The 18016-nt window shown below is 70.1% G+C and carries 17 protein-coding genes; 11 read left to right on the top strand and 6 right to left on the bottom strand.

Features of this window, described 5'->3' with window-relative positions; all coding sequences use genetic code 11:
- Positions 1-174: 174 nt before the first annotated feature.
- Positions 175-1302, top strand: coding sequence for a winged helix DNA-binding domain-containing protein (locus ACFYYT_RS25960; RefSeq protein WP_351816041.1), 1128 nt, complete (start codon positions 175-177; stop codon positions 1300-1302).
- A gap of 45 nt (positions 1303-1347) precedes the next feature.
- The gene (locus ACFYYT_RS25955; protein ID WP_351816044.1) at positions 1348-3036 is read left to right on the top strand and encodes an AMP-binding protein; all 1689 of its coding nucleotides are present in this window, start codon (positions 1348-1350) and stop codon (positions 3034-3036) included.
- A gap of 87 nt (positions 3037-3123) precedes the next feature.
- Here ACFYYT_RS25955 and ACFYYT_RS25950 read toward each other — a convergent pair whose 3' ends face one another.
- Positions 3124-3612, bottom strand: coding sequence for a glutathione peroxidase (locus ACFYYT_RS25950; RefSeq protein ID WP_351816047.1), 489 nt, complete (start codon positions 3610-3612; stop codon positions 3124-3126).
- Between the two features lie 47 nt (positions 3613-3659).
- The gene (locus tag ACFYYT_RS25945; protein WP_351816049.1) at positions 3660-4487 is read right to left on the bottom strand and encodes a hypothetical protein; all 828 of its coding nucleotides are present in this window, start codon (positions 4485-4487) and stop codon (positions 3660-3662) included.
- A gap of 274 nt (positions 4488-4761) precedes the next feature.
- Here ACFYYT_RS25945 and gcl point away from each other — a divergent pair, with 274 nt between their 5' ends.
- Positions 4762-6549: a glyoxylate carboligase gene (gene gcl / locus ACFYYT_RS25940; protein WP_351816052.1), complete on the top strand. Its 1788-nt coding sequence runs from the start codon at positions 4762-4764 to the stop codon at positions 6547-6549.
- A gap of 186 nt (positions 6550-6735) precedes the next feature.
- Here gcl and ACFYYT_RS25935 read toward each other — a convergent pair whose 3' ends face one another.
- Positions 6736-7320 (bottom strand): TetR/AcrR family transcriptional regulator, encoded by a 585-nt coding sequence (locus ACFYYT_RS25935; protein ID WP_388609396.1) that lies wholly within the window; start codon positions 7318-7320, stop codon positions 6736-6738.
- Positions 7321-7437: 117 nt separating this feature from the next.
- Here ACFYYT_RS25935 and ACFYYT_RS25930 point away from each other — a divergent pair, with 117 nt between their 5' ends.
- A complete protein-coding gene (locus tag ACFYYT_RS25930) occupies positions 7438-8475 on the top strand; it encodes an agmatine deiminase family protein (protein ID WP_351816055.1) in 1038 nt (345 codons plus the stop codon).
- 107 nt (positions 8476-8582) lie between these two features.
- Positions 8583-9461 (top strand): nitrilase-related carbon-nitrogen hydrolase, encoded by an 879-nt coding sequence (locus ACFYYT_RS25925; protein ID WP_351816148.1) that lies wholly within the window; start codon positions 8583-8585, stop codon positions 9459-9461.
- Positions 9462-9883: 422 nt separating this feature from the next.
- On the opposite strand, the gene ACFYYT_RS25920 is transcribed toward ACFYYT_RS25925, so the two are convergent.
- The 3 genes from ACFYYT_RS25920 to ACFYYT_RS25910 all read right to left on the bottom strand — a co-directional run bounded on the left by ACFYYT_RS25920 (position 9884) and on the right by ACFYYT_RS25910 (position 13387).
- On the bottom strand, positions 9884-11341 hold the full coding sequence (locus ACFYYT_RS25920; protein WP_351816058.1) for a catalase: 1458 nt from the start codon (positions 11339-11341) through the stop codon (positions 9884-9886).
- Between the two features lie 246 nt (positions 11342-11587).
- Entirely contained in the window at positions 11588-12478 is an 891-nt protein-coding gene (locus ACFYYT_RS25915) for a 2-hydroxy-3-oxopropionate reductase (RefSeq protein ID WP_351816061.1), read from the bottom strand.
- Positions 12479-12553: 75 nt separating this feature from the next.
- Positions 12554-13387 carry a TIM barrel protein gene (locus ACFYYT_RS25910; protein WP_351816064.1) on the bottom strand — a complete coding sequence of 278 codons (834 nt, stop codon included), beginning with the start codon at positions 13385-13387 and terminating at the stop codon, positions 12554-12556.
- Between the two features lie 126 nt (positions 13388-13513).
- Here ACFYYT_RS25910 and ACFYYT_RS25905 point away from each other — a divergent pair, with 126 nt between their 5' ends.
- The 6 genes from ACFYYT_RS25905 (at position 13514) to ACFYYT_RS25880 (ending at position 17743) form a co-directional block, all read left to right on the top strand.
- Positions 13514-13765, top strand: coding sequence for a thiamine-binding protein (locus ACFYYT_RS25905; protein ID WP_351816067.1), 252 nt, complete (start codon positions 13514-13516; stop codon positions 13763-13765).
- Entirely contained in the window at positions 13762-14151 is a 390-nt protein-coding gene (locus tag ACFYYT_RS25900) for a helix-turn-helix domain-containing protein (RefSeq protein WP_351816070.1), read from the top strand. Before ACFYYT_RS25905 ends, ACFYYT_RS25900 begins: the two co-directional genes overlap by 4 nt.
- 149 nt (positions 14152-14300) lie before the next feature.
- Positions 14301-14816, top strand: coding sequence for a 2-oxo-4-hydroxy-4-carboxy-5-ureidoimidazoline decarboxylase (gene uraD, locus ACFYYT_RS25895; protein ID WP_351816073.1), 516 nt, complete (start codon positions 14301-14303; stop codon positions 14814-14816).
- A 2-nt stretch (positions 14817-14818) separates the two neighbouring features.
- Entirely contained in the window at positions 14819-15223 is a 405-nt protein-coding gene (gene uraH, locus ACFYYT_RS25890; RefSeq protein WP_351816076.1) for a hydroxyisourate hydrolase, read from the top strand.
- A gap of 1 nt (position 15224) precedes the next feature.
- Entirely contained in the window at positions 15225-16148 is a 924-nt protein-coding gene (gene pucL, locus ACFYYT_RS25885) for a factor-independent urate hydroxylase (RefSeq protein WP_351816079.1), read from the top strand.
- A gap of 191 nt (positions 16149-16339) precedes the next feature.
- Positions 16340-17743 carry an 8-oxoguanine deaminase gene (locus tag ACFYYT_RS25880; protein ID WP_351816082.1) on the top strand — a complete coding sequence of 468 codons (1404 nt, stop codon included), beginning with the start codon at positions 16340-16342 and terminating at the stop codon, positions 17741-17743.
- Positions 17744-18016 lie beyond the last annotated feature (273 nt).

Below are 18016 nucleotides of genomic sequence, written 5' to 3'. Positions count from 1 at the left end.
CATCGCAGGTCAGCTCCCGGTCGGACGCGTAGGCGGGGGGTGTGGGGCGGTATCGGGTGGTATGGGGGTTTCTGGTGCGGGCAGCATATCGGGGTGGGCGGGGCGGGGCGTGGTCCGCCGGGCGAGGTGGAAATGAGGACAGGAGCTGGCCGCAAAGGGGACTAGCGTGCCCGTATGGCATCCACGACGAACCCCGTACTCGGCACCCGGGCGCTGAACCGCGCCACGCTCGCCCGGCAGCTGCTGCTGAGGCGTGCCGAGATGTCCGCCGCGGACGCCGTCGGGCATCTGCTCGGGCTCCAGGCGCAGAACGTCACGCCGCCCTACTACCAGCTGCACGCCCGGCTCGCCGGATTCCGCCCCGAGGAGCTGGCGGGGCTCATGGAGTCCCGGGACGTGGTCCGGATGGTCACCATGCGCTCCACCCTCCACACGCACACCGCCCGCGACGCCCTCACCCTCCGGCCCCTCGTCCAGCCCGCCCGCGACCGCGAGGTCGGCGCCTTCCGGAAGGGGCTGACGGGGGTCGACCTGGACCGGCTCAAGGCCCGGTCCCGGGCCTTCGTCGAGGCCGAGCCCCGCACCATGGGGGAGATCCGCGAGGAGCTGCTCCGGGAGTGGCCCGCGGCCGACCCCCAGTCGCTTTCCGTCGCCGCGCGCTGCCTGCTGCCGCTCGTGCAGGTCACCCCGAGGGGGGTCTGGGGGCGCAGCGGCGGGGTACGGCTCACCACCGTCGAGCGGTGGCTCGGGGAGGAGCCCGGGCGGGCCCAGCCGGTCGACGAGGTCGTGCTGCGCTATCTCGGCGCCTTCGGGCCCGCCTCCGTCAAGGACATGCAGACCTGGGCCGGGCTCACCCGCTTGCGCGAGGCCTTCGAGCGGCTCCGCCCGCGCCTGTCGGCGTTCCGCGACGAGAACGGGGTCGAGCTGTTCGACCTCCCCGACGCGCCCCGGCCCGACCCCGACACCCCGGCGCCGCCCCGCTTCCTCCCCGAGTTCGACAACCTGCTGCTCTCCCACGCCGACCGCTCCCGCGTCGTCGCCCCCGAGATCAGGGGCCGGACATGGACCGGGAACCAAGCCCACCGCACCCTCCTCGTGGACGGCTTCGTCGCCGGGCTGTGGCGCGTGGACGAGGGGGAGGGCGCGGGCGATGGCGCGGGTGAGGGGACCCGTCTCATCGTCGAGCTCTTCGGTACGCACACCCGTACGCGCAAGGAGGAGATCGAGGCCGAGGGGCGCGAGCTGCTCGCCGCGATGGCCGGCGGCGCCGGATCCGTGCGCTTCGGGTCAATCCACGGCTGACGCCGCCCTGGTGGAGCCCCCGTCCGGCGCGGCACGATGCCTGTCATGACCCAGAACAGCGCCACCGACTCCTTCCTGGCCGCGCGGGACTTCCTGCTCTCCCACCGCGGCGACTACGAAGCCGCCCACAACGGATTCACCTGGCCCCGCCCCGAGCGCTTCAACTGGGCCCTCGACTGGTTCGACCGCATCGCGGCCGGCAACGGCGCCGAGGCCCTGCGCATCGTGGAAGAGGACGGCACCAGCCAAGGGGTCACCTTCGAGCAGCTGAGCGGACGGTCAGCCTCCGCCGCGAGCTGGCTGCGCGCCCAGGGCGTCGCCGCGGGCGACCGGATCCTGGTCATGCTCGGCAACCAGCGCGAGCTGTGGGAGGTGATGCTCGGCGCGATGAAGCTGCGCGCCGTCGTCATCCCGGCCACCCCGTTGCTCGGACCGGCGGACCTGCGCGACCGCGTCGACCGCGGCCGCGTACGCCACGTGATCACGCGCGCCGAGGACACGGCGAAGTTCGACGAGGTCCCCGGCACCTACACCCGCATCGCCGCCGGAGCCGGCGTCCCGACCGGCTGGCGCCGCCTGGAGGACATGTACCAGGCTGACGAAAACTTCAGTCAGGACGGGGAGACCCTCGCCACCGACCCGCTGATGCTGTACTTCACGTCAGGCACCACCGACCGCCCCAAGCTCGTCGAGCACACCCACGCCTCGTACCCGATCGGGCACCTCTCCACCATGTACTGGCTCGGACTGCGCCCCGGCGACGTCCACCTCAACATCGCCTCGCCCGGCTGGGCCAAGCACGCCTGGTCCAACCTCTTCGCCCCCTGGAACGCCGGCGCGACCGTCTTCGTCCACAACTACACCCGCTTCGACGCCGACCGGCTGATGGCGGAGATGGACCGCGGGGCGGTCACCACCTTCTGCGCCCCGCCCACGGTCTGGCGGATGCTGATCCAGTCCGACCTCACCAAGCTCAAGAACCCGCCGCGCGAGGCCGTCGCCGCGGGCGAGCCCCTCAACCCCGAGGTCATCGAGAAGGTGCGGCAGGCCTGGGGGATCACCATCCGCGACGGCTTCGGCCAGACCGAGACCACCCTCCAGGTCGGCAACTTCCCCGGCGCCCCGGTCAAGCCCGGCTCCATGGGCCGGCCCGCCCCCGGATACCGGATCGTCCTGCTGGACGCCGTCACCGGCGAGGAGTCCCCGGACGAGGGCGAGCTCTGCGTGGACCTGCGGCCCGTCCCCGCCGGAACCCCCGCCGGAGTGATGACCGGCTACCACGACGACCCGGAACGCACCGCCGAGGCCATGGCGGGCGGGCTCTACCGCACCGGCGACATCGCCTCCCGCGACGCGGACGGCTACCTCACCTACGTCGGCCGCGCCGACGACGTCTTCAAGGCCTCCGACTACAAGATCAGCCCGTTCGAGCTGGAGAGCGCCCTGCTGGAGCACGAGGCCGTCGCCGAGGCAGCCGTCGTCCCCGCGCCCGACGCGCTGCGGCTCGCGGTACCGAAGGCGTACGTGACCCTCGCCGCGGGCTGGGAGCCGGGCGCGGAAACCGCCCGGGTGCTGTTCGCGCACTCCCGGGCGGTCCTGTCCCCGTACAAGAGGATCCGCCGCATCGAGTTCGCCGAGCTCCCGAAGACCGTGTCCGGCAAGATCCGCCGGGTGGAGCTGCGCGAGCTCACCGCGTCCGGATCGGCCGGGGAGTACGACGAGGCCGACCTGTAGACGGGGCCGGCCTGTAGACGAGGCCGGCCCGGAGGGGGCGGCCCGCCGGCATCGCCGGCGGCCCGCCCCGGGGCCGTACGCACGGTGCTACGCGGGCAGCTGCGCCTCGATCGCCGCGATGACCTCGGGGGCCTCGGGCTCGGTGCGCGGACGGAAGCGCGCGACGACCTCGCCGGCGGGGGAGATCAGGAACTTCTCGAAGTTCCACTGGATGTCCCCCGCCTCGCCCTCGGCGTCCGCGGCCTTCACCAGCTCGCGGTACAAGGGGTGCCGGTTCTCCCCGTTCACCTCGGTCTTCTCCAGCATCGGGAAGGTCACCCCGAAGCCCGCCGCGCAGAAGGTCTGGATGTCCTCCGCGGTACCCGGCTCCTGGCCGCCGAACTGGTTGCAGGGCACGCCGATGACGGTGAAGCCCTTCGCCTCGTACGCGAACTGCAGCCGGGCCAGACCCGAGTACTGGGGGGTGAGACCGCACTGCGAGGCGGTGTTCACCAGCAGGATCGCCTTGCCCTTGTGGGCCGCGAGGCTGGTGGGCTCGTCGTCCAGGGTGGTCAGCGGGATGTCGTAAAGGCTCATCGGTCTCTCCTCGGCAGGCTGTCGAACGGACGGACAGGCCTCCGAGCCTAGGCCCCCCTCGCCACCAGCTCCTCCGCCGGGTCGTTGACCGGCTGCGGAACCCCCGTGAGGTCCATGACGAACAGCGGTACGGCCAGTTCGTCCGCCCGCTCCCGGGCCGCGTCCGTGTACCCGGCCAGGGAGAAGCAGACGCCGGCCGCCGCGGCCGTCAGGGCGTTCAGCCAGACGCATTCCACCGCCCGCAGCCCCGTCGGGGCCGTCGTCGGGTCCACCTGCGCCACCACCCCGGGGGCCCGCAGGTCCACCGCCGCCGACGGCAGCGGCACCCCGTCGGGCCGCCGGACGTCCCGGAAGCCGAGCCAGCGCAGGTAGAGCGCGGCCGTCGCCACCGCGTCCCGGCCCGTACGGATGGTCACCGGGAGGAACGGCGGCCGCGCCCCGGGCCACCCCGGCTCCGGACCCCGGGCCCGGTCCCCGCCGGCCGGGCCCGGACGGCCCGTGTCCTGCGCGAGCGCGCCCGGCCCCTGCCCGTCCGCCTCGCCCACCCCGTCCGCACCGTGGCCGTCCGCGCCGTGGCCGTCCGCGCCGTGGCCGTCCGCACCCCGGTCGTCCGGCGACCGCACCGGCAGCCGGGCCACCGTCCCGCAGGAGGCGCAGCCCACCTCCGGCTGCGGCCACTCACCGTCCCGGCCGCAGGCGCCGCACCGTACGGTCACCCAGCTCTCGGCCCAGGTGCGGTGCGTCAGCGTGCGCGGCGGCGCCGACAGGTCCAGCTGGGGCGCGACCGGGCTTCCGCAGGCGCAGGGGAAGACCGGAACGGCGTACCCGTTCTCGCGCCGGCACTCCGGGCAGCGCACCGGTACTGCTTCCGCCATGAGCCTGGACCCCCTCCGCCGTCGGCTGCCCGTACGCGGGTCCATGCTCCACCACCCGTCACCGCCGGGGCGAGCGGTGGCGTGGAATCCAGCCGAATCGGACAGATGGCCCCGTCATTTGTGCAACTCACCGAACAAGATGCGCCTTTTGGTGGCTTCCGAGGTCCTCGGGCGCCTTGACGTGCGCGAAGTGGCCGCCTAGCTTGTTCCGTATAGCAGAACAAAACTTCCGGATTACGGAAAAGCCTGACCGCCAGACCCGCAGGAGAACTCGATGCCTCGTATGACAGCCGCCGCCGCTGCAGTGGAGATCCTCAAGCTCGAGGGTGTCGAACAAGCGTTCGGTGTCCCCGGTGCTGCGATCAACCCGTTCTACCGCGAGCTCAAGAACGTGGGCGGGATCGGCCACACCCTCGCCCGCCACGTCGAGGGCGCCTCGCACATGGCCGAGGGGTACACCCGTGCCAAGGCGGGCAACATCGGTGTCTGCATCGGCACGTCGGGTCCGGCCGGCACCGACATGATCACCGGTCTGTACTCGGCGATCGCCGACTCCATCCCGATCCTGTGCATCACCGGTCAGGCTCCGGTCTCGAAGCTCCACAAGGAGGACTTCCAGGCCGTCGACATCGCCTCGATCGCGAAGCCGGTCACCAAGAAGGCCACGACCGTCCTGGAGGCCGCACAGGTCCCGGGCGTGTTCCAGGAGGCCTTCCACCTGATGCGCTCCGGCCGTCCGGGCCCGGTCCTGATCGACCTCCCGATCGACGTCCAGCTGACCGAGATCGAGTTCGACCCGGAGACCTACTCCCCGCTGCCGGTCTACAAGCCGCAGGCCACCCGCGCCCAGGCCGCCAAGGCGCTGCAGTTCCTGCTGGAGTCCGAGCGTCCGCTGATCGTCGCCGGTGGCGGCATCATCAACGCCGACGCCTCCGACCTGCTGGTCGAGTTCGCTGAGCTGGTCAACGTCCCCGTCATCTCCACCCTCATGGGCTGGGGCACCATCCCGGACGACCACGAGCTGGCCGCCGGCATGGTCGGTGTGCAGACCGCGCACCGCTACGGCAACGCCACGTTCCTGGAGTCGGACTTCGTCTTCGGCATCGGCAACCGCTGGGCCAACCGTCACACCGGTTACAACCTGGACGCCTACACCAAGGGCCGCAAGTTCGTCCACGTCGACATCGAGCCCACCCAGCTCGGCAAGATCTTCGCCCCGGACTTCGGCATCGCCTCCGACGCCAAGGCCGCCCTCGAGCTCTTCATCGAGATCGCCAAGGAGCTCAAGGCCGAGGGCAAGCTGCCCGACTTCAGCGCCTGGACCGCCTCCGCGCAGGAGCGCAAGGGCAGCCTGCAGCGCCGGACGCACTTCGACAACATCCCCCTGAAGCCGCAGCGCGTCTACGAGGAGATGAACAAGGCGTTCGGCCCGGAGACCCGCTACGTCACCACCATCGGTCTCTCCCAGATCGCGGCCGCGCAGTTCCTGCACGTCTACCGCCCGCGCAACTGGATCAACTGCGGCCAGGCCGGCCCGCTCGGCTGGACCATCCCGGCCGCGATCGGTGCCGCCACCGCGGAGCCGGAGACGCCGATCGTCGCGCTCTCGGGCGACTACGACTTCCAGTTCATGATCGAGGAGCTGGCGGTCGCGGCCCAGCACAAGGTCCCGTACGTCCACGTCCTCGTGAACAACGCCTACCTGGGTCTGATCCGTCAGGCGCAGGGCGGCCTGGGCATCAACTTCGAGGTCAACCTCGAGTTCGAGAACATCAACACCCCCGAGCTGGGCGTCTACGGCGTCGACCACGTCAAGGTCGCCGAGGGCCTGGGCGTCAAGGCCATCCGCGTCACCGACCCGGACAAGCTGGGCGAGGCCTTCGAGGAGGCCAAGAAGCTGGCCCAGGAGTTCCAGGTCCCGGTCGTCGTCGAGGCGATCCTGGAGCGCATCACGAACATCGCGATGAGCAAGACGGTCGACATGAGCGACGTCACCGAGTTCGAGGAGCTGGCGACCGAGCCGGGCCACGCCCCGACCGCGATCCGCCCGCTGTCCGTCTGACGTATCCCCGCCCGCCGGCCCCCCTCGGGCCGGCGGGGGCGGAGAGCAGCAGCGAACGGCCCCCGCACCTCCGTCAGGAGGTGCGGGGGCCGTTCCGCGTTCCCTTCTACGGGGCTACGGGGCTACGGGGCTACGGGGCCCGGTCCCGGAGCCGGTCCTGGTCCCGCCCCCGGACCCGAGCCCCCGTCAGCGGCCCGGGTGCGGGCCCAGCTCGGCGTCCACGGCGCCCTCCAGCAGGGCCCGGGCCCGCGCCAGCTCCAGGGAGCCGCTCAGCCAGCGCTCGCTCAGGCCCTCCACCAGCGCGTTCAGCCGTTCCGCCACGTCCAGCGGGACCGCGGCGAGGTCGGCGAGCCCGGCCGCCTGGGCGTCCGCGACGGCTTCGGCCGTGTCCCGGGTCCAGTTGCGGGTGGACTCGGCGAGGGCCTCGCGCAGGTCGGTGTCGAAGATGGCGCTGGCCCGCAGCTCGCCCCAGGCGATGCTGTTCTCGCGGACCCGCGGGGTGTCCTGGAGCTCGCTGAGCAGCAGCTGGAGCAGCACCGCGCGGGCGTCCTCGGAGTCCTCGACGGCCTCGTCCGTGTAGCCGGTGGCACGGTCGCTGATGAAGGCGAGGGTGCGCTGGACCAGGCCGGCGCGGTCTTTGAAGTGGTAGTAGATCAGGGCGGTGGAGACGCCGGCCTCCGTCGCCAGTTCCTCGACCCGCAGCCCTCTGACGCCATTGCGCGCGATGACGCGTACGGCTGCTTCCAAGATCAACGCTTGACGGTCGGCCACTCTCGTTCGCACCTTTCGGTCGGACACCCCTTGACTGACCTTTCAGTCAGGTCCCACGATAGCTCCCACGTGATCTTCTGACTGAAAATTCAGTCAGTCGCGCCGAAGGAGCACCCCGTGACCCTGACGACCACGCCCGCCACCACCTGGCGCATGCCCGCCGAATGGGCCGAGCACGAGGCCTGCCTGATGGCCTGGCCCGCCCGCGCCGAACTGTGGGGACCCGCCTTCGAGGCGGCCCGCCGCGAGTACGCCGCCGTGGCCCGCGCCATCGCCGCCTTCGAGCCGGTCATCATGATCGCCGCTCCGGGCCAGGCCGCCGTGGCCCGCGCCGCCTGCGGTGACGACCCCGCCATCGAGGTCATCGAGCTGCCGATCGACGACTCCTGGCTGCGCGACTCCGGCCCGGTCTTCGCCCACGACGCGCACGGCGCCCGCGTCGGCCTCGACTTCCGGTTCAACGCCTGGGGCGAGAAGCACCACCCCTGGACCGCCGACGACAAGCTCACCGCGCTCCTCCTGGACCGCCTGCGCGTCCCCCGCGTCCACTCCTCCATGGTGCTGGAGGGCGGCTCCTTCACCGTGGACGGCGAGGGCACGCTCATCACCACCGAGCAGTGCCTCCTGCACCCCAACCGCAACCCCCGCATGAGCCGCACCGAGATCGAGGACGAGCTGAAGCGCCGCCTGGGCGTCGAGAAGGTCATCTGGCTCCCGTACGGCGGCCTGGAGGACACCGAGACCGACGGCCACGTCGACGGGGTCGCCGCCTTCGTGGCTCCCGCCAAGGTGGTCGTCTCCCTCCCCTCGGACCCCGGCCACCCCGACCACGCCCGGATGCGCGCCAACCTCGCCGTGCTGGAGGCCTCCACCGACGCCCGCGGCCGCGCGCTGGAGATCGTCCCCCTGCCGCAGACCGCCCACGGAGAGGTCGAGGGCGCCCGCGTCGAGGTCGGATACCTCAACTTCTACCTGCCCAACGGCGGTTGTGTGGTCCCCGTGGCCGGTTCCCCCGAGGACGGGGCGGCCCTCGCCGTGCTCGCCGCCGCGCTGCCCGGCCGCAAGGTGGTCGGCGTGCCGACGCCGGTGCTCGCGTACGGCGGCGGCGGCGTCCACTGCATCACCCAGCAGTTCCCCAAGGAGGCCCGCCCGTGACCTCGTACGCCCACCCCGGCCCGTCCGCCCACCCCGGCCCGTCCGCCCACCCCGGCTCGTACGCCCTCCTCACCTCCTACGGCTCCCCGCTCGGCTCCCCGGCCCGGCTGGAGCCGGCCGAGCGCGTCCCGCTGCGCGTCGGCCTCGTCCAGACGCGCTGGTACGCCGATCCGCGCGAGCACGACGACCGGCTGCGCGAGGGCGTGGCCCTGGCCGCCGGGGAGGGCGCGAAGGTGGTGTGCCTGCCCGAGCTGACCCGCAGCCCCTACTTCTGCAACACCGACGACCCGATGGCCGACGGCGCCGCCCGCCACCTGGAGGACCTGGAGGACGGCCCCACGGTCCGCCTCGCCGCCGAACTGGCCACCGGCCTCGGGATCACCGTCCACGCCTCCCTCTACGAGCGGGCCGTGGACGGCGGGCTCGGCTACAACACCGCCGTCTGCGTGGACCCGGACGGCAAGCTGATCGCCCGGACCCGCAAGAACCACATCCCCGCCTTCCCCGGCTACCGCGAGGACCTGTGCTTCCGCCCCGGCGACAGCGGGTTCCCCGTCGTCGCCCACGAGGGGGCCCGCTTCGGCTTCCCCACCTGCTGGGACGAGTGGTTCCCCGAACTGGCCCGGGCCTACTCGCTGGCCGGCGCGGAGATCCTCGTCCACCCCACGGCCATCGGCTCCGAGGTGGACCTGCCGGACTTCGACACCCGGCCCCTGTGGGAACACGCCATCAGCGCCAACGGCCTGGCCAACGCGCTCTTCATGATCGTGCCGAACCGCGTCGGCACCGAGGGCCGCTCCACCTTCTACGGCTCCTCGTTCATCTCCGACCCCTACGGCCGGGTCGTGCTCCGCGCACCCCGCGACCGGCCCGCGGTCCTCGTGGCGGACCTCGACCTCGACCAGCGGCGCGACTGGCTGGAGTTCGGCCTGATGCGGACCCGCCGCCCCGAGCTCTACGGACGGCTCACCGAACCGCGCGCGTAGCGGTCGGCCACCGGGAACGGGGGAGGGGGACACGGCAAAGCGCCGAGTCACGGGACCGTCCGTGACTCGGCGCTCTGGCTGGTTACCGCCCGACGGTGCGAGGCTGGGCGCGACAGGACGTTCGCGCCGCCGGGCGGAGTGGAAGGGCTCCTCCGTCGTCCACAGGGCGCTCTGTGCGCAGCCCCTGTACACGAGCACGAAGAAGAGGTGGCTGGGACCGCGACGGGCGGTGACGAGAACTCCGGCATCCGTCTCCCTCAGGTCAAGAGACGGGCCTCGGAACCCATTACCACCGCACTGGCTCACTCGCCCGTCGCGGTCCTCGTCCTGCCCCCACCGCGTACCACCCCTCATCCGGGTCCGCGGTGCGGGCCAGCACCAGGGGCATGACCTCCCGTCAGGCCCCCGGTACAGCTGTTGGCTCAGGCGTCGCGCAGGGCGCGGACGGCCTCCTCGACGCGCTTGCCGTAGTCGGCGTCGGCGGCGTGGAAGTGAGCCAGGTTCTTCTCGATGACGTCTTCCAGGGTGACCTGGGAGAGCCCGCCGGCGATGTTCGCCACCAGACGCTCCTTCTCGGCCTCCGACATCAGGCGGTAGAGCTCGCCGGCCTGGAAGAAGTTGTCGTCCTTGGTGTGCGCCGGAGCCTCGTGGGTGCCCGTGTAGCCGGAGACGGCCTGCGGGGCGCCCAGGCCGAGACCGGTCTCGGCCGGACCCTGGTACGAGTTGGGCTCGTAGTTCTTGTCGTGACGCGAGCCGTTGCGCAGCGCCATGACGCCGTCGCGGCCGTAGTTGTCGGCCGTCGTCGCCTTCGGGGCGTTGACCGGCAGCAGGGTGTGGTTCACACCGAGGCGGTAGCGCTGGGCGTCGGCGTACGCGAACAGGCGGCCCTGGAGCATCTTGTCCGGCGAGGCGGTGATGCCCGGGACGAAGTTGTTCGGGGAGAACGCGGCCTGCTCGACCTCGGCGAAGACGTTGTCCGGGTTGCGGTCGAGGACCAGGCGGCCCACGCGCTGCAGCGGGTAGTCGCTGTGCGGCCACACCTTGGTGAGGTCGAACGGGTTGAAGCGGTAGTCCGCGGCCTCGGCGGCGGGCATGATCTGGACGTAGAGGGTCCAGCTCGGGTGCACACCGCGCTCGATCGCCTGGAGCAGGTCGGTCTGGTGCGAGTTGGCGTCCTTGCCGACGAGCTCGGCGGCCTGCTCGCCCGACAGGCAGCGGATGCCCTGGTTCGTCTTGAAGTGGTACTTGACGAAGAAGGCCTCGCCCTGGGCGTTGGTCCACTGGTACGTGTGGGAGCCGTAGCCGTTCATGTGGCGGTAGGACGCCGGTATGCCGCGGTCACCCATCAGCCAGGTGATCTGGTGCGTCGCCTCGGGGGCGTGCGCCCAGAAGTCCCAGACGTTGTCCGGCTCCTGCTTGCCCGTGAAGGGGTCGCGCTTCTGGGAGTGGATGAAGTCGGGGAACTTGATCGGGTCCTTGATGAAGAACACCGGGGTGTTGTTGCCGACGAGGTCGTAGTTGCCCTCTTCGGTGTAGAACTTCAGGGCGAAGCCGCGCGGGTCGCGGACCGCGTCCGCGCCACCGAGCGAGTCGGCCACGGTGGAGAACCGCAGGAAGGTCTCGGTCTTCTTGCCGACCGTGTTCAGGAACGCCGCGCTGGTGTAGGCGGTGACGTCGTCGGTCACCTCGAAGTGGCCGTAGGCGGCCGAACCGCGGGCGTGCACCACGCGCTCCGGGATGCGCTCGCGGTTGAAGCGGGCGAGCTTCTCAAGGAGCTGCTGGTCCTGGACCAGGAGCGGGCCACCGACGCCGGCGGTGGCGGAGTTCTGGTTGTCGGCGACCGGGGCGCCGGACTCGGTCGTCAGCGTGCGCTTCGACATGGTGACCTTCCGTACGGGGCAACTGCTGACGGAAAGCGTCTTCCGTCATGCGGAACAGCCTAATTTCGGCGTGAACTCGACGTCAACAGTTTGTTGAAAAGAAAGAAGAAGAGAGAGGAGAGGTGATCCGGACGGTGCCGGCGCTTGGGCGCGACAGGACAGGTGTCAGCACCGGCACCATCCGGAAACTCAGGCCCCCGTGGAGGGGGAGGGGCGGCCGGGCACAGCCGGCCGCCGCGGGGTGGATCAGATCTGGGCGCCGGAGAGGCGCTCGACCGCGCGCAGCAGCGCGGAGTGGTCCAGACCGCCGTCACCCTGGGCGCGCAGCGAGGCGACCAGCTGTGCGACGACCGCGCCGACCGGGAGGGCCGCACCGACGTTGCGGGCGGCGTCGGTGACGATGCCCATGTCCTTGTGGTGCAGGTCGATCCGGAAACCGGGCTTGAAGTCGCGGTTCAGGAAGTTGTCCTTCTTGCGGGTCAGGACCGTGGAGCCGGCCAGACCGCCGTTGAGGACGTCCAGGGCGGCCTGGAGGTTCACGCCCGACTTCTCGAGGAAGACGACGGCCTCGGCGCACGCCTGGATGTTCACCGCGACGATGAGCTGGTTGGCGGCCTTCACCGTCTGGCCCGAGCCGTGCGGACCGCACAGGACGATGACCTTGCCGAGCGCCTCCAGGATCGGGAGGGCCTCGTCGAAGTCGGCCTGCTCGCCACCCACCATGATCGACAGGACGGCCTCGATGGCACCGGCCTCGCCGCCGGACACCGGGGCGTCGATGACGCGGATGCCCTTCTCGGCGGCGTTCTTCGCCAGGTCGACCGAGGTCTGCGGGGTGATCGACGACATGTCGATGATCAGCGCGCCGGACTTCGCGTTCTCCAGGATGCCGTTCTCACCGTAGGAGATGGCCTCGACCTGCGGGGAGGCGGGCACCATCGTGATGATGACGTCGGCGTCCTTGACGGCCTCGGCGATCGAGCCGGCCGCGGAGCCGCCGGCGGCGGCGAGGCGCTCCAGCTTGTCCTGCTCCAGGGTGAAGCCGGTGACCGAGTAGCCGGCCTTCAGGAGGTTCTCGGCCATGGGGGAGCCCATGATTCCGAGACCGATCCAGGCAATCTTGGGGAGGGTGCTCATGATGAGGGTCCTTCTCTTAATGCTTCGTACGAAAAGTGCGTGGTGTGCCTGGCTGATCGCCCGGACTTGGTCCGCCTACTCGGCGGCGCGGGCCTCGGCGGGGAGCCACGCGAAGGACGCGGCGGCGTCGGCGGCCTTGTACTCGAGGCCTACGTAGCCCTCGTATCCGGCCTTCCTCAGCTGGTCCAGGAGCTCCTCGAGGGGAAGCTCGCCGGTGCCGGGAGCACCGCGTCCCGGCTTGTCCGCGATCTGGACGTGGCCGGTCTTGGCGGCGTACTTTTCGATGACCTCGGAGAGGTCCTCATCGTTCATCGCCAGGTGGTACAGGTCGAGCAGGAACTTGGCGTTCCCGAGGCCGGTAGCCTCGTTGACCTTGTCCACGATCTCGATGCCGGCCGGGGCGCTCACCAGGGGGTAGAGCGGCGACTCGGGCTTGTTGAGGGTCTCGATCAGGAGGATCGCACCCACCCGGTCGGCGGCCTGCGCCGCGACGACCAGGTTCTTCAGGGCCAGCTCGTCCTGGACGGCCGGGTCGACGCCGTCGACGCGGTTGCCGTACAGGGCGTTGAGCGCCTTGCAGCCGACCGAGGCGGCGAAGTCCGCCGCCACGTTGATGTTGGCGTTGAAGCGGTCCGACTCCTCACCGGGTACCGAGACCGCGCCGCGGTCCGGGCCCGGCAGCCGGCCGGCGTAGAAGTTCAGCCCCACCAGCTGGGTGCCGGCGTCCTCGAGAGCCTTCTTGAGGGCGTCGAGTTCCGCCTGGGCGGGGGTGGGGGTCTCGATCCAGGGCCACCACAGCTCGACCGCGGTGAAGCCCGCCGCGGCGGCAGCCGCGGGACGCTCCAGGAGCGGGAGTTCCGTGAAGAGGATCGAAAGGTTCACATCGAAGCGCTGGTCCGTGTATCCCATGAGGGGTGTGCGCTCCTTCCGTATTGCGGAAGTTAGTTTCTGCTTGATGGAAGACTGCATCGGGCCCGTCGTGGATGTCAAGTACGGACTGCCGAAAAAAGCTGACCGGGAGGTAGCTTGACCAGCGTGCGATTGAGAGTGGAGTTCACGACCGAGCCCTTCGATCTCGAAGAGGCCCCCGCCCATGCCGTGGCCGCTCGCGAGGTCATCCAGAAGGCGCAGCTGGACGCGGTGGACGTCGGCCCGTTCGGCAACACCGCCGAGGGCGAGTCCGACCGGGTGCTGAGCGCGGTGGCCGCGCTGCTGCGCGATTCGCTGGAGGCCGGGGCGACGCGCGTCTCGTTCCAGGTCAATGTGATCGGGGAGGACACGCCATGACCGAGCCCCGTGACCACCCGTTCGTCGTCGCGGTCAAGCCGCTGGTGGACGCCATGGGCGGTGAGCTGATGGATCCGGCCCTGGCGCAGCCCGACGACGTCGTGCTCACATGGGAGGGCCGGGAGCTGCTCGCGGTGCGTCTGCCGCAGCTGTCCGACTCGCTGGACCACATCCTGGCCGCCCTGGAGCGCCGGCACGGCGTGCCGCTGGCCCAGCTCGACCGCAAGGCCAAACAGGACGTGGTGCGGATACTGGAGGCGCGCGGCGCCTTCTCCGTACGACACGGCGTGGAAACGGTCGCGGGAGCGCTTGGCGTCAGCCGCTTCACCGTCTACAACTACTTGAACAGGGAAAACGCAAACAAGACAGCCAAGAGTGAAGACTGATTCACGCTTCGTGAGGAGCCGCCGCCCAATTCACCCGGGCGGCGGCTTTTGTGTACGGGAAGTTTCAACAAAGTGTTGACGCCGTGTTGCCGAGGGCGTTAGCTATGCGCAGCCCGTCAAAAAGCAACAACAGGCCACGGAGGCCTACCGTGACTTCGAGTCCGACCCCGGGTCTCACCCGGTTCAACGCCTTGGACGACAGCGAGGCCACGGCCGAGCTGCACGAGGTGTGCGCCAGTTCGGCGTGGGGCGCCAAGCTGCTCGCGCAGCGCCCCTTCGCCAGCGTCGACGCCCTGTTTTCGGCCAACGAGTCCGCCATGGCGGAGCTCACCGCTGAGGACCTGGGCGAGGCGATGGGAGGCCACGCGCCGATCGGCCGGCCGAAGCCGGGAGACCCGACCTCCGCCCGCGAGCAGCGTGGCATGGCCGGCGCCTCGGAGGAGCTGAAGAACGAGCTCCTGGAACTGAACCTGGCGTACCAGGAGAAGTTCGGCCACGTCTTCCTCATCTGCGCCACCGGTGCGACCGGTGAGTTCATGCGGGACGCGGTCAAGGTCCGGATCGACAACTCGCCGGAGCAGGAGCGGGAGACCGCCCGCGGTGAGCTCGTCAAGATCAACAAGATCCGCCTGACCCGCCTCGTCGAACTCGCAGAAGGAGCGTGAGCATGAGCACCGAGACCACCGCGTCGGTGTCCACGCACATCCTGGACACCAGCATCGGAAAGCCCGCCGAGGGCGTCGCGATCTCCCTGTCGGCCCGTACGGGCCGAGGCGGCGAGTGGGCGGCCCTGGGCGGTTCCGCCACCGACGCCGACGGGCGTTGCAAGGACCTGCCGGCGCTGCCGGAGGGCACCACCCACGTACGCCTCGATTTCGAAACCGAGACGTATTTTTCCAGTAAGCACAGTTCCAAGAAGCAAGCCGAGGCGCAGCAGGACGCCCCCCGCGTAAGGGACAGCGGTGCGTTCTTCCCCGAGGTAACCATCACCTTCGCGGTGAACCCGGGCGAGCACTACCACGTACCGCTGCTGCTCAACCCGTTCGGCTACTCCGTTTACCGAGGGAGCTAGCATGGCCACGATTCTCGGCCAGAACCAGTACGGCAAAGCAGAGAACCGCGTCGTCAAGATCACGCGGGACGGCGACACGCACCACATCAAGGACCTGAACGTCTCGGTCGCCCTCTCCGGCGACATGGACGACGTCCACTACTCCGGCTCGAACGCCAACGTGCTCCCCACGGACACCACCAAGAACACGGTGTACGCGTTCGCCAAGGAGCACGGCATCGAGTCCGCCGAGCAGTTCGGCATCCACCTGGCGCGCTGGTTCGTCAACAGCCAGGAGCCGATCCAGCGGGCGCGCATCCGGATCGAGGAGTACTCCTGGGACCGGATCGCCACCTCGGACGCCAACTCCAAGTTCATCGGCTCCGACGAGGTGAACCACTCCTTCGTCCGCCAGGGCATGGAGACCCGCGTCACCCAGATCACGTACGACGGTACGAACTGGGAGGTCATCTCCGGCCTCAAGGACCTGGTCGTCATGAACTCCACGAACTCCGAGTTCTGGGGTTACGTGAAGGACAAGTACACGACGCTGAAGGAGGCCTACGACCGCATCCTGGCCACCCAGGTGTCGGCCCGCTGGCGCTTCAACTGGTCGGACGATGAGCAGCGGATGCCCAACTGGGAGAAGTCCTACGCCGAGACCCGCAAGCACATGCTGCAGGCCTTCGCGGAGACCTACTCCCTCTCGCTGCAGCAGACCCTGTACCAGATGGGTTCGCGGATCATCAACCACCGTTCGGAGATCGACGAGGTCCGCTTCTCGCTCCCGAACAAGCACCACTTCCTCGTCGACCTGGAGCCCTTCGGCCTCAAGAACGACAACGAGGTGTACTTCGCCGCGGACCGTCCCTACGGTCTGATCGAGGCGACGGTCCTCCGCGACGGCGTTGACGCCCGTATCCCCGTGGACATGACCAATCTCTGAGTACGCCGCGCCCGTCCCGGAGCTCCGCAGTGGCCCCGGGACGGGCGACACCCCCACAACTTCCTGAATCGGCACCCGGACGCAACACACGGGGCGGCAGTACTGTCAGCTGCCAAGGCCCCCGGCTCCGGCACTCAAATCCCCTGGGTTTTGCCGTGCCCGCACCGCCACTGAAAGCACGAGGAAGTCCCATGGCAGCATCGGCAGCCCCTGACAGCGCCGTCGAGCGCATCGTCATCGAGAACTGTGCGATTGCGACCGTCGACGCCAATGACACCGAGTACGCCTCGGGCCATGTGGTCATCGCCGGCAACAAGATCGAGTCCATCGGCGCGGGCAAGGCCCCCGAGAACCTCGTCAACGTCGTTCGTCGCATCGACGGCACCGGGCACCTCGTGACTCCCGGTCTGGTCAACACGCACCACCACTTCTACCAGTGGATCACGCGTGGCCTGGCCACCGACCACAACCTCTTCAACTGGCTCGTCTCGCTGTACCCGACCTGGGCGCGCATCGACGAGCAGATGACGTACACGGCCGCGCAGGGCTCCCTCGCCGCGATGGCCAAGGGCGGTGTGACCACCGCGATGGACCACCACTACGTCTTCCCCAAGGGCTCCGGCGACCTGTCCGGCTCCATCATCCGCGCCGCGTCCGAGATGGGTGTCCGCTTCACCCTCGCCCGCGGCTCGATGGACCGCAGCGAGAAGGACGGCGGCCTGCCGCCGGACCACGCCGTCGAGACCCTCGAAGGCGCGCTCGCCGACACCGAGGCGACCGTGAAGAAGTACCACGACGCCTCCTTCGACTCGATGACCCAGGTCGCCGTCGCCCCCTGCTCCCCCTTCTCGGTCTCCACCGAGCTGCTGAAGCAGGGCGCCGAGCTGGCCCGCCGCCTGAATGTGCGCCTGCACACGCACGGCTCGGAGACCGTCGAGGAAGAGCAGTTCTGCAAGGAACTGTTCGGCATGGGCCCGACCGACTACTTCGAGTCGACCGGCTGGCTCGGCGAGGACGTCTGGATGGCGCACAGCGTCCACATGAACGACTCCGACATCGCCGCGTTCGCCCGCACCAAGACCGGTGTCGCGCACTGCCCGTCCTCCAACGCCCGTCTGGCCGCCGGCATCGCCCGCGTCCCGGACATGCTGGCCGCCGGCGTACCGGTCGGCCTCGGCGTGGACGGCACCGCCTCCAACGAGTCCGGCGAGCTGCACACCGAGCTGCGCAACGCGCTCCTCATCAACCGCCTCAACCCCGTCCACCGCGAGCGCGCCCTGAACGCGCGCCAGGCCCTGCGCCTCGGTACGTACGGTGGCGCGCAGGTCCTGGGCCGCGCCGACAACATCGGCTCCCTGGAGGCCGGCAAGCTCGCCGACCTGGTCCTGTGGAACGTGAGCACGTTCCTGCACTCCTCCATCGCCGACCCGGTCACCGCCCTGGTCTTCGGCGCGGCGGCCCCGGTGACGGCCTCGTTCGTCAACGGCAAGCAGATCGTCGAGAACAACCGACTCCTCTTCGCCGACGAGGACGCCATCGCCGTGTCCACCCGGGAAGAGGCCCAGCGCCTGGCGCGCATCTCCGCGCAGGCCTGATCCCACGGAGTCCGGTCGGGGGGGACGGCCCCCGGCCGGCGGCCGCGGACCCGAGCGGGGTCCGCGGCAGCCGTTCCCGGGAAGCGCCCGAGGAGAGATCCGACGGCGCCCCCGGGGGCGGTGACTCGTGACAACCACTGCACCCCGCAGCGCAGCACGTCTCGCGCCACTGCCACGGCACCACCAGCTCGAAAACGCGTGGAACCGGTTTGGGCGAATCGTTTCCGCACCTCTTGGGACATGAAGTCGCAGGATCCACAACTCCATACAGGC

It is taken from the genome of Streptomyces sp. NPDC002032 (assembly GCF_042890765.1).
Taxonomy (GTDB): Bacteria; Actinomycetota; Actinomycetes; order Streptomycetales; family Streptomycetaceae; genus Streptomyces.
This window is presented reverse-complemented; position numbering and strand designations above follow the sequence as displayed.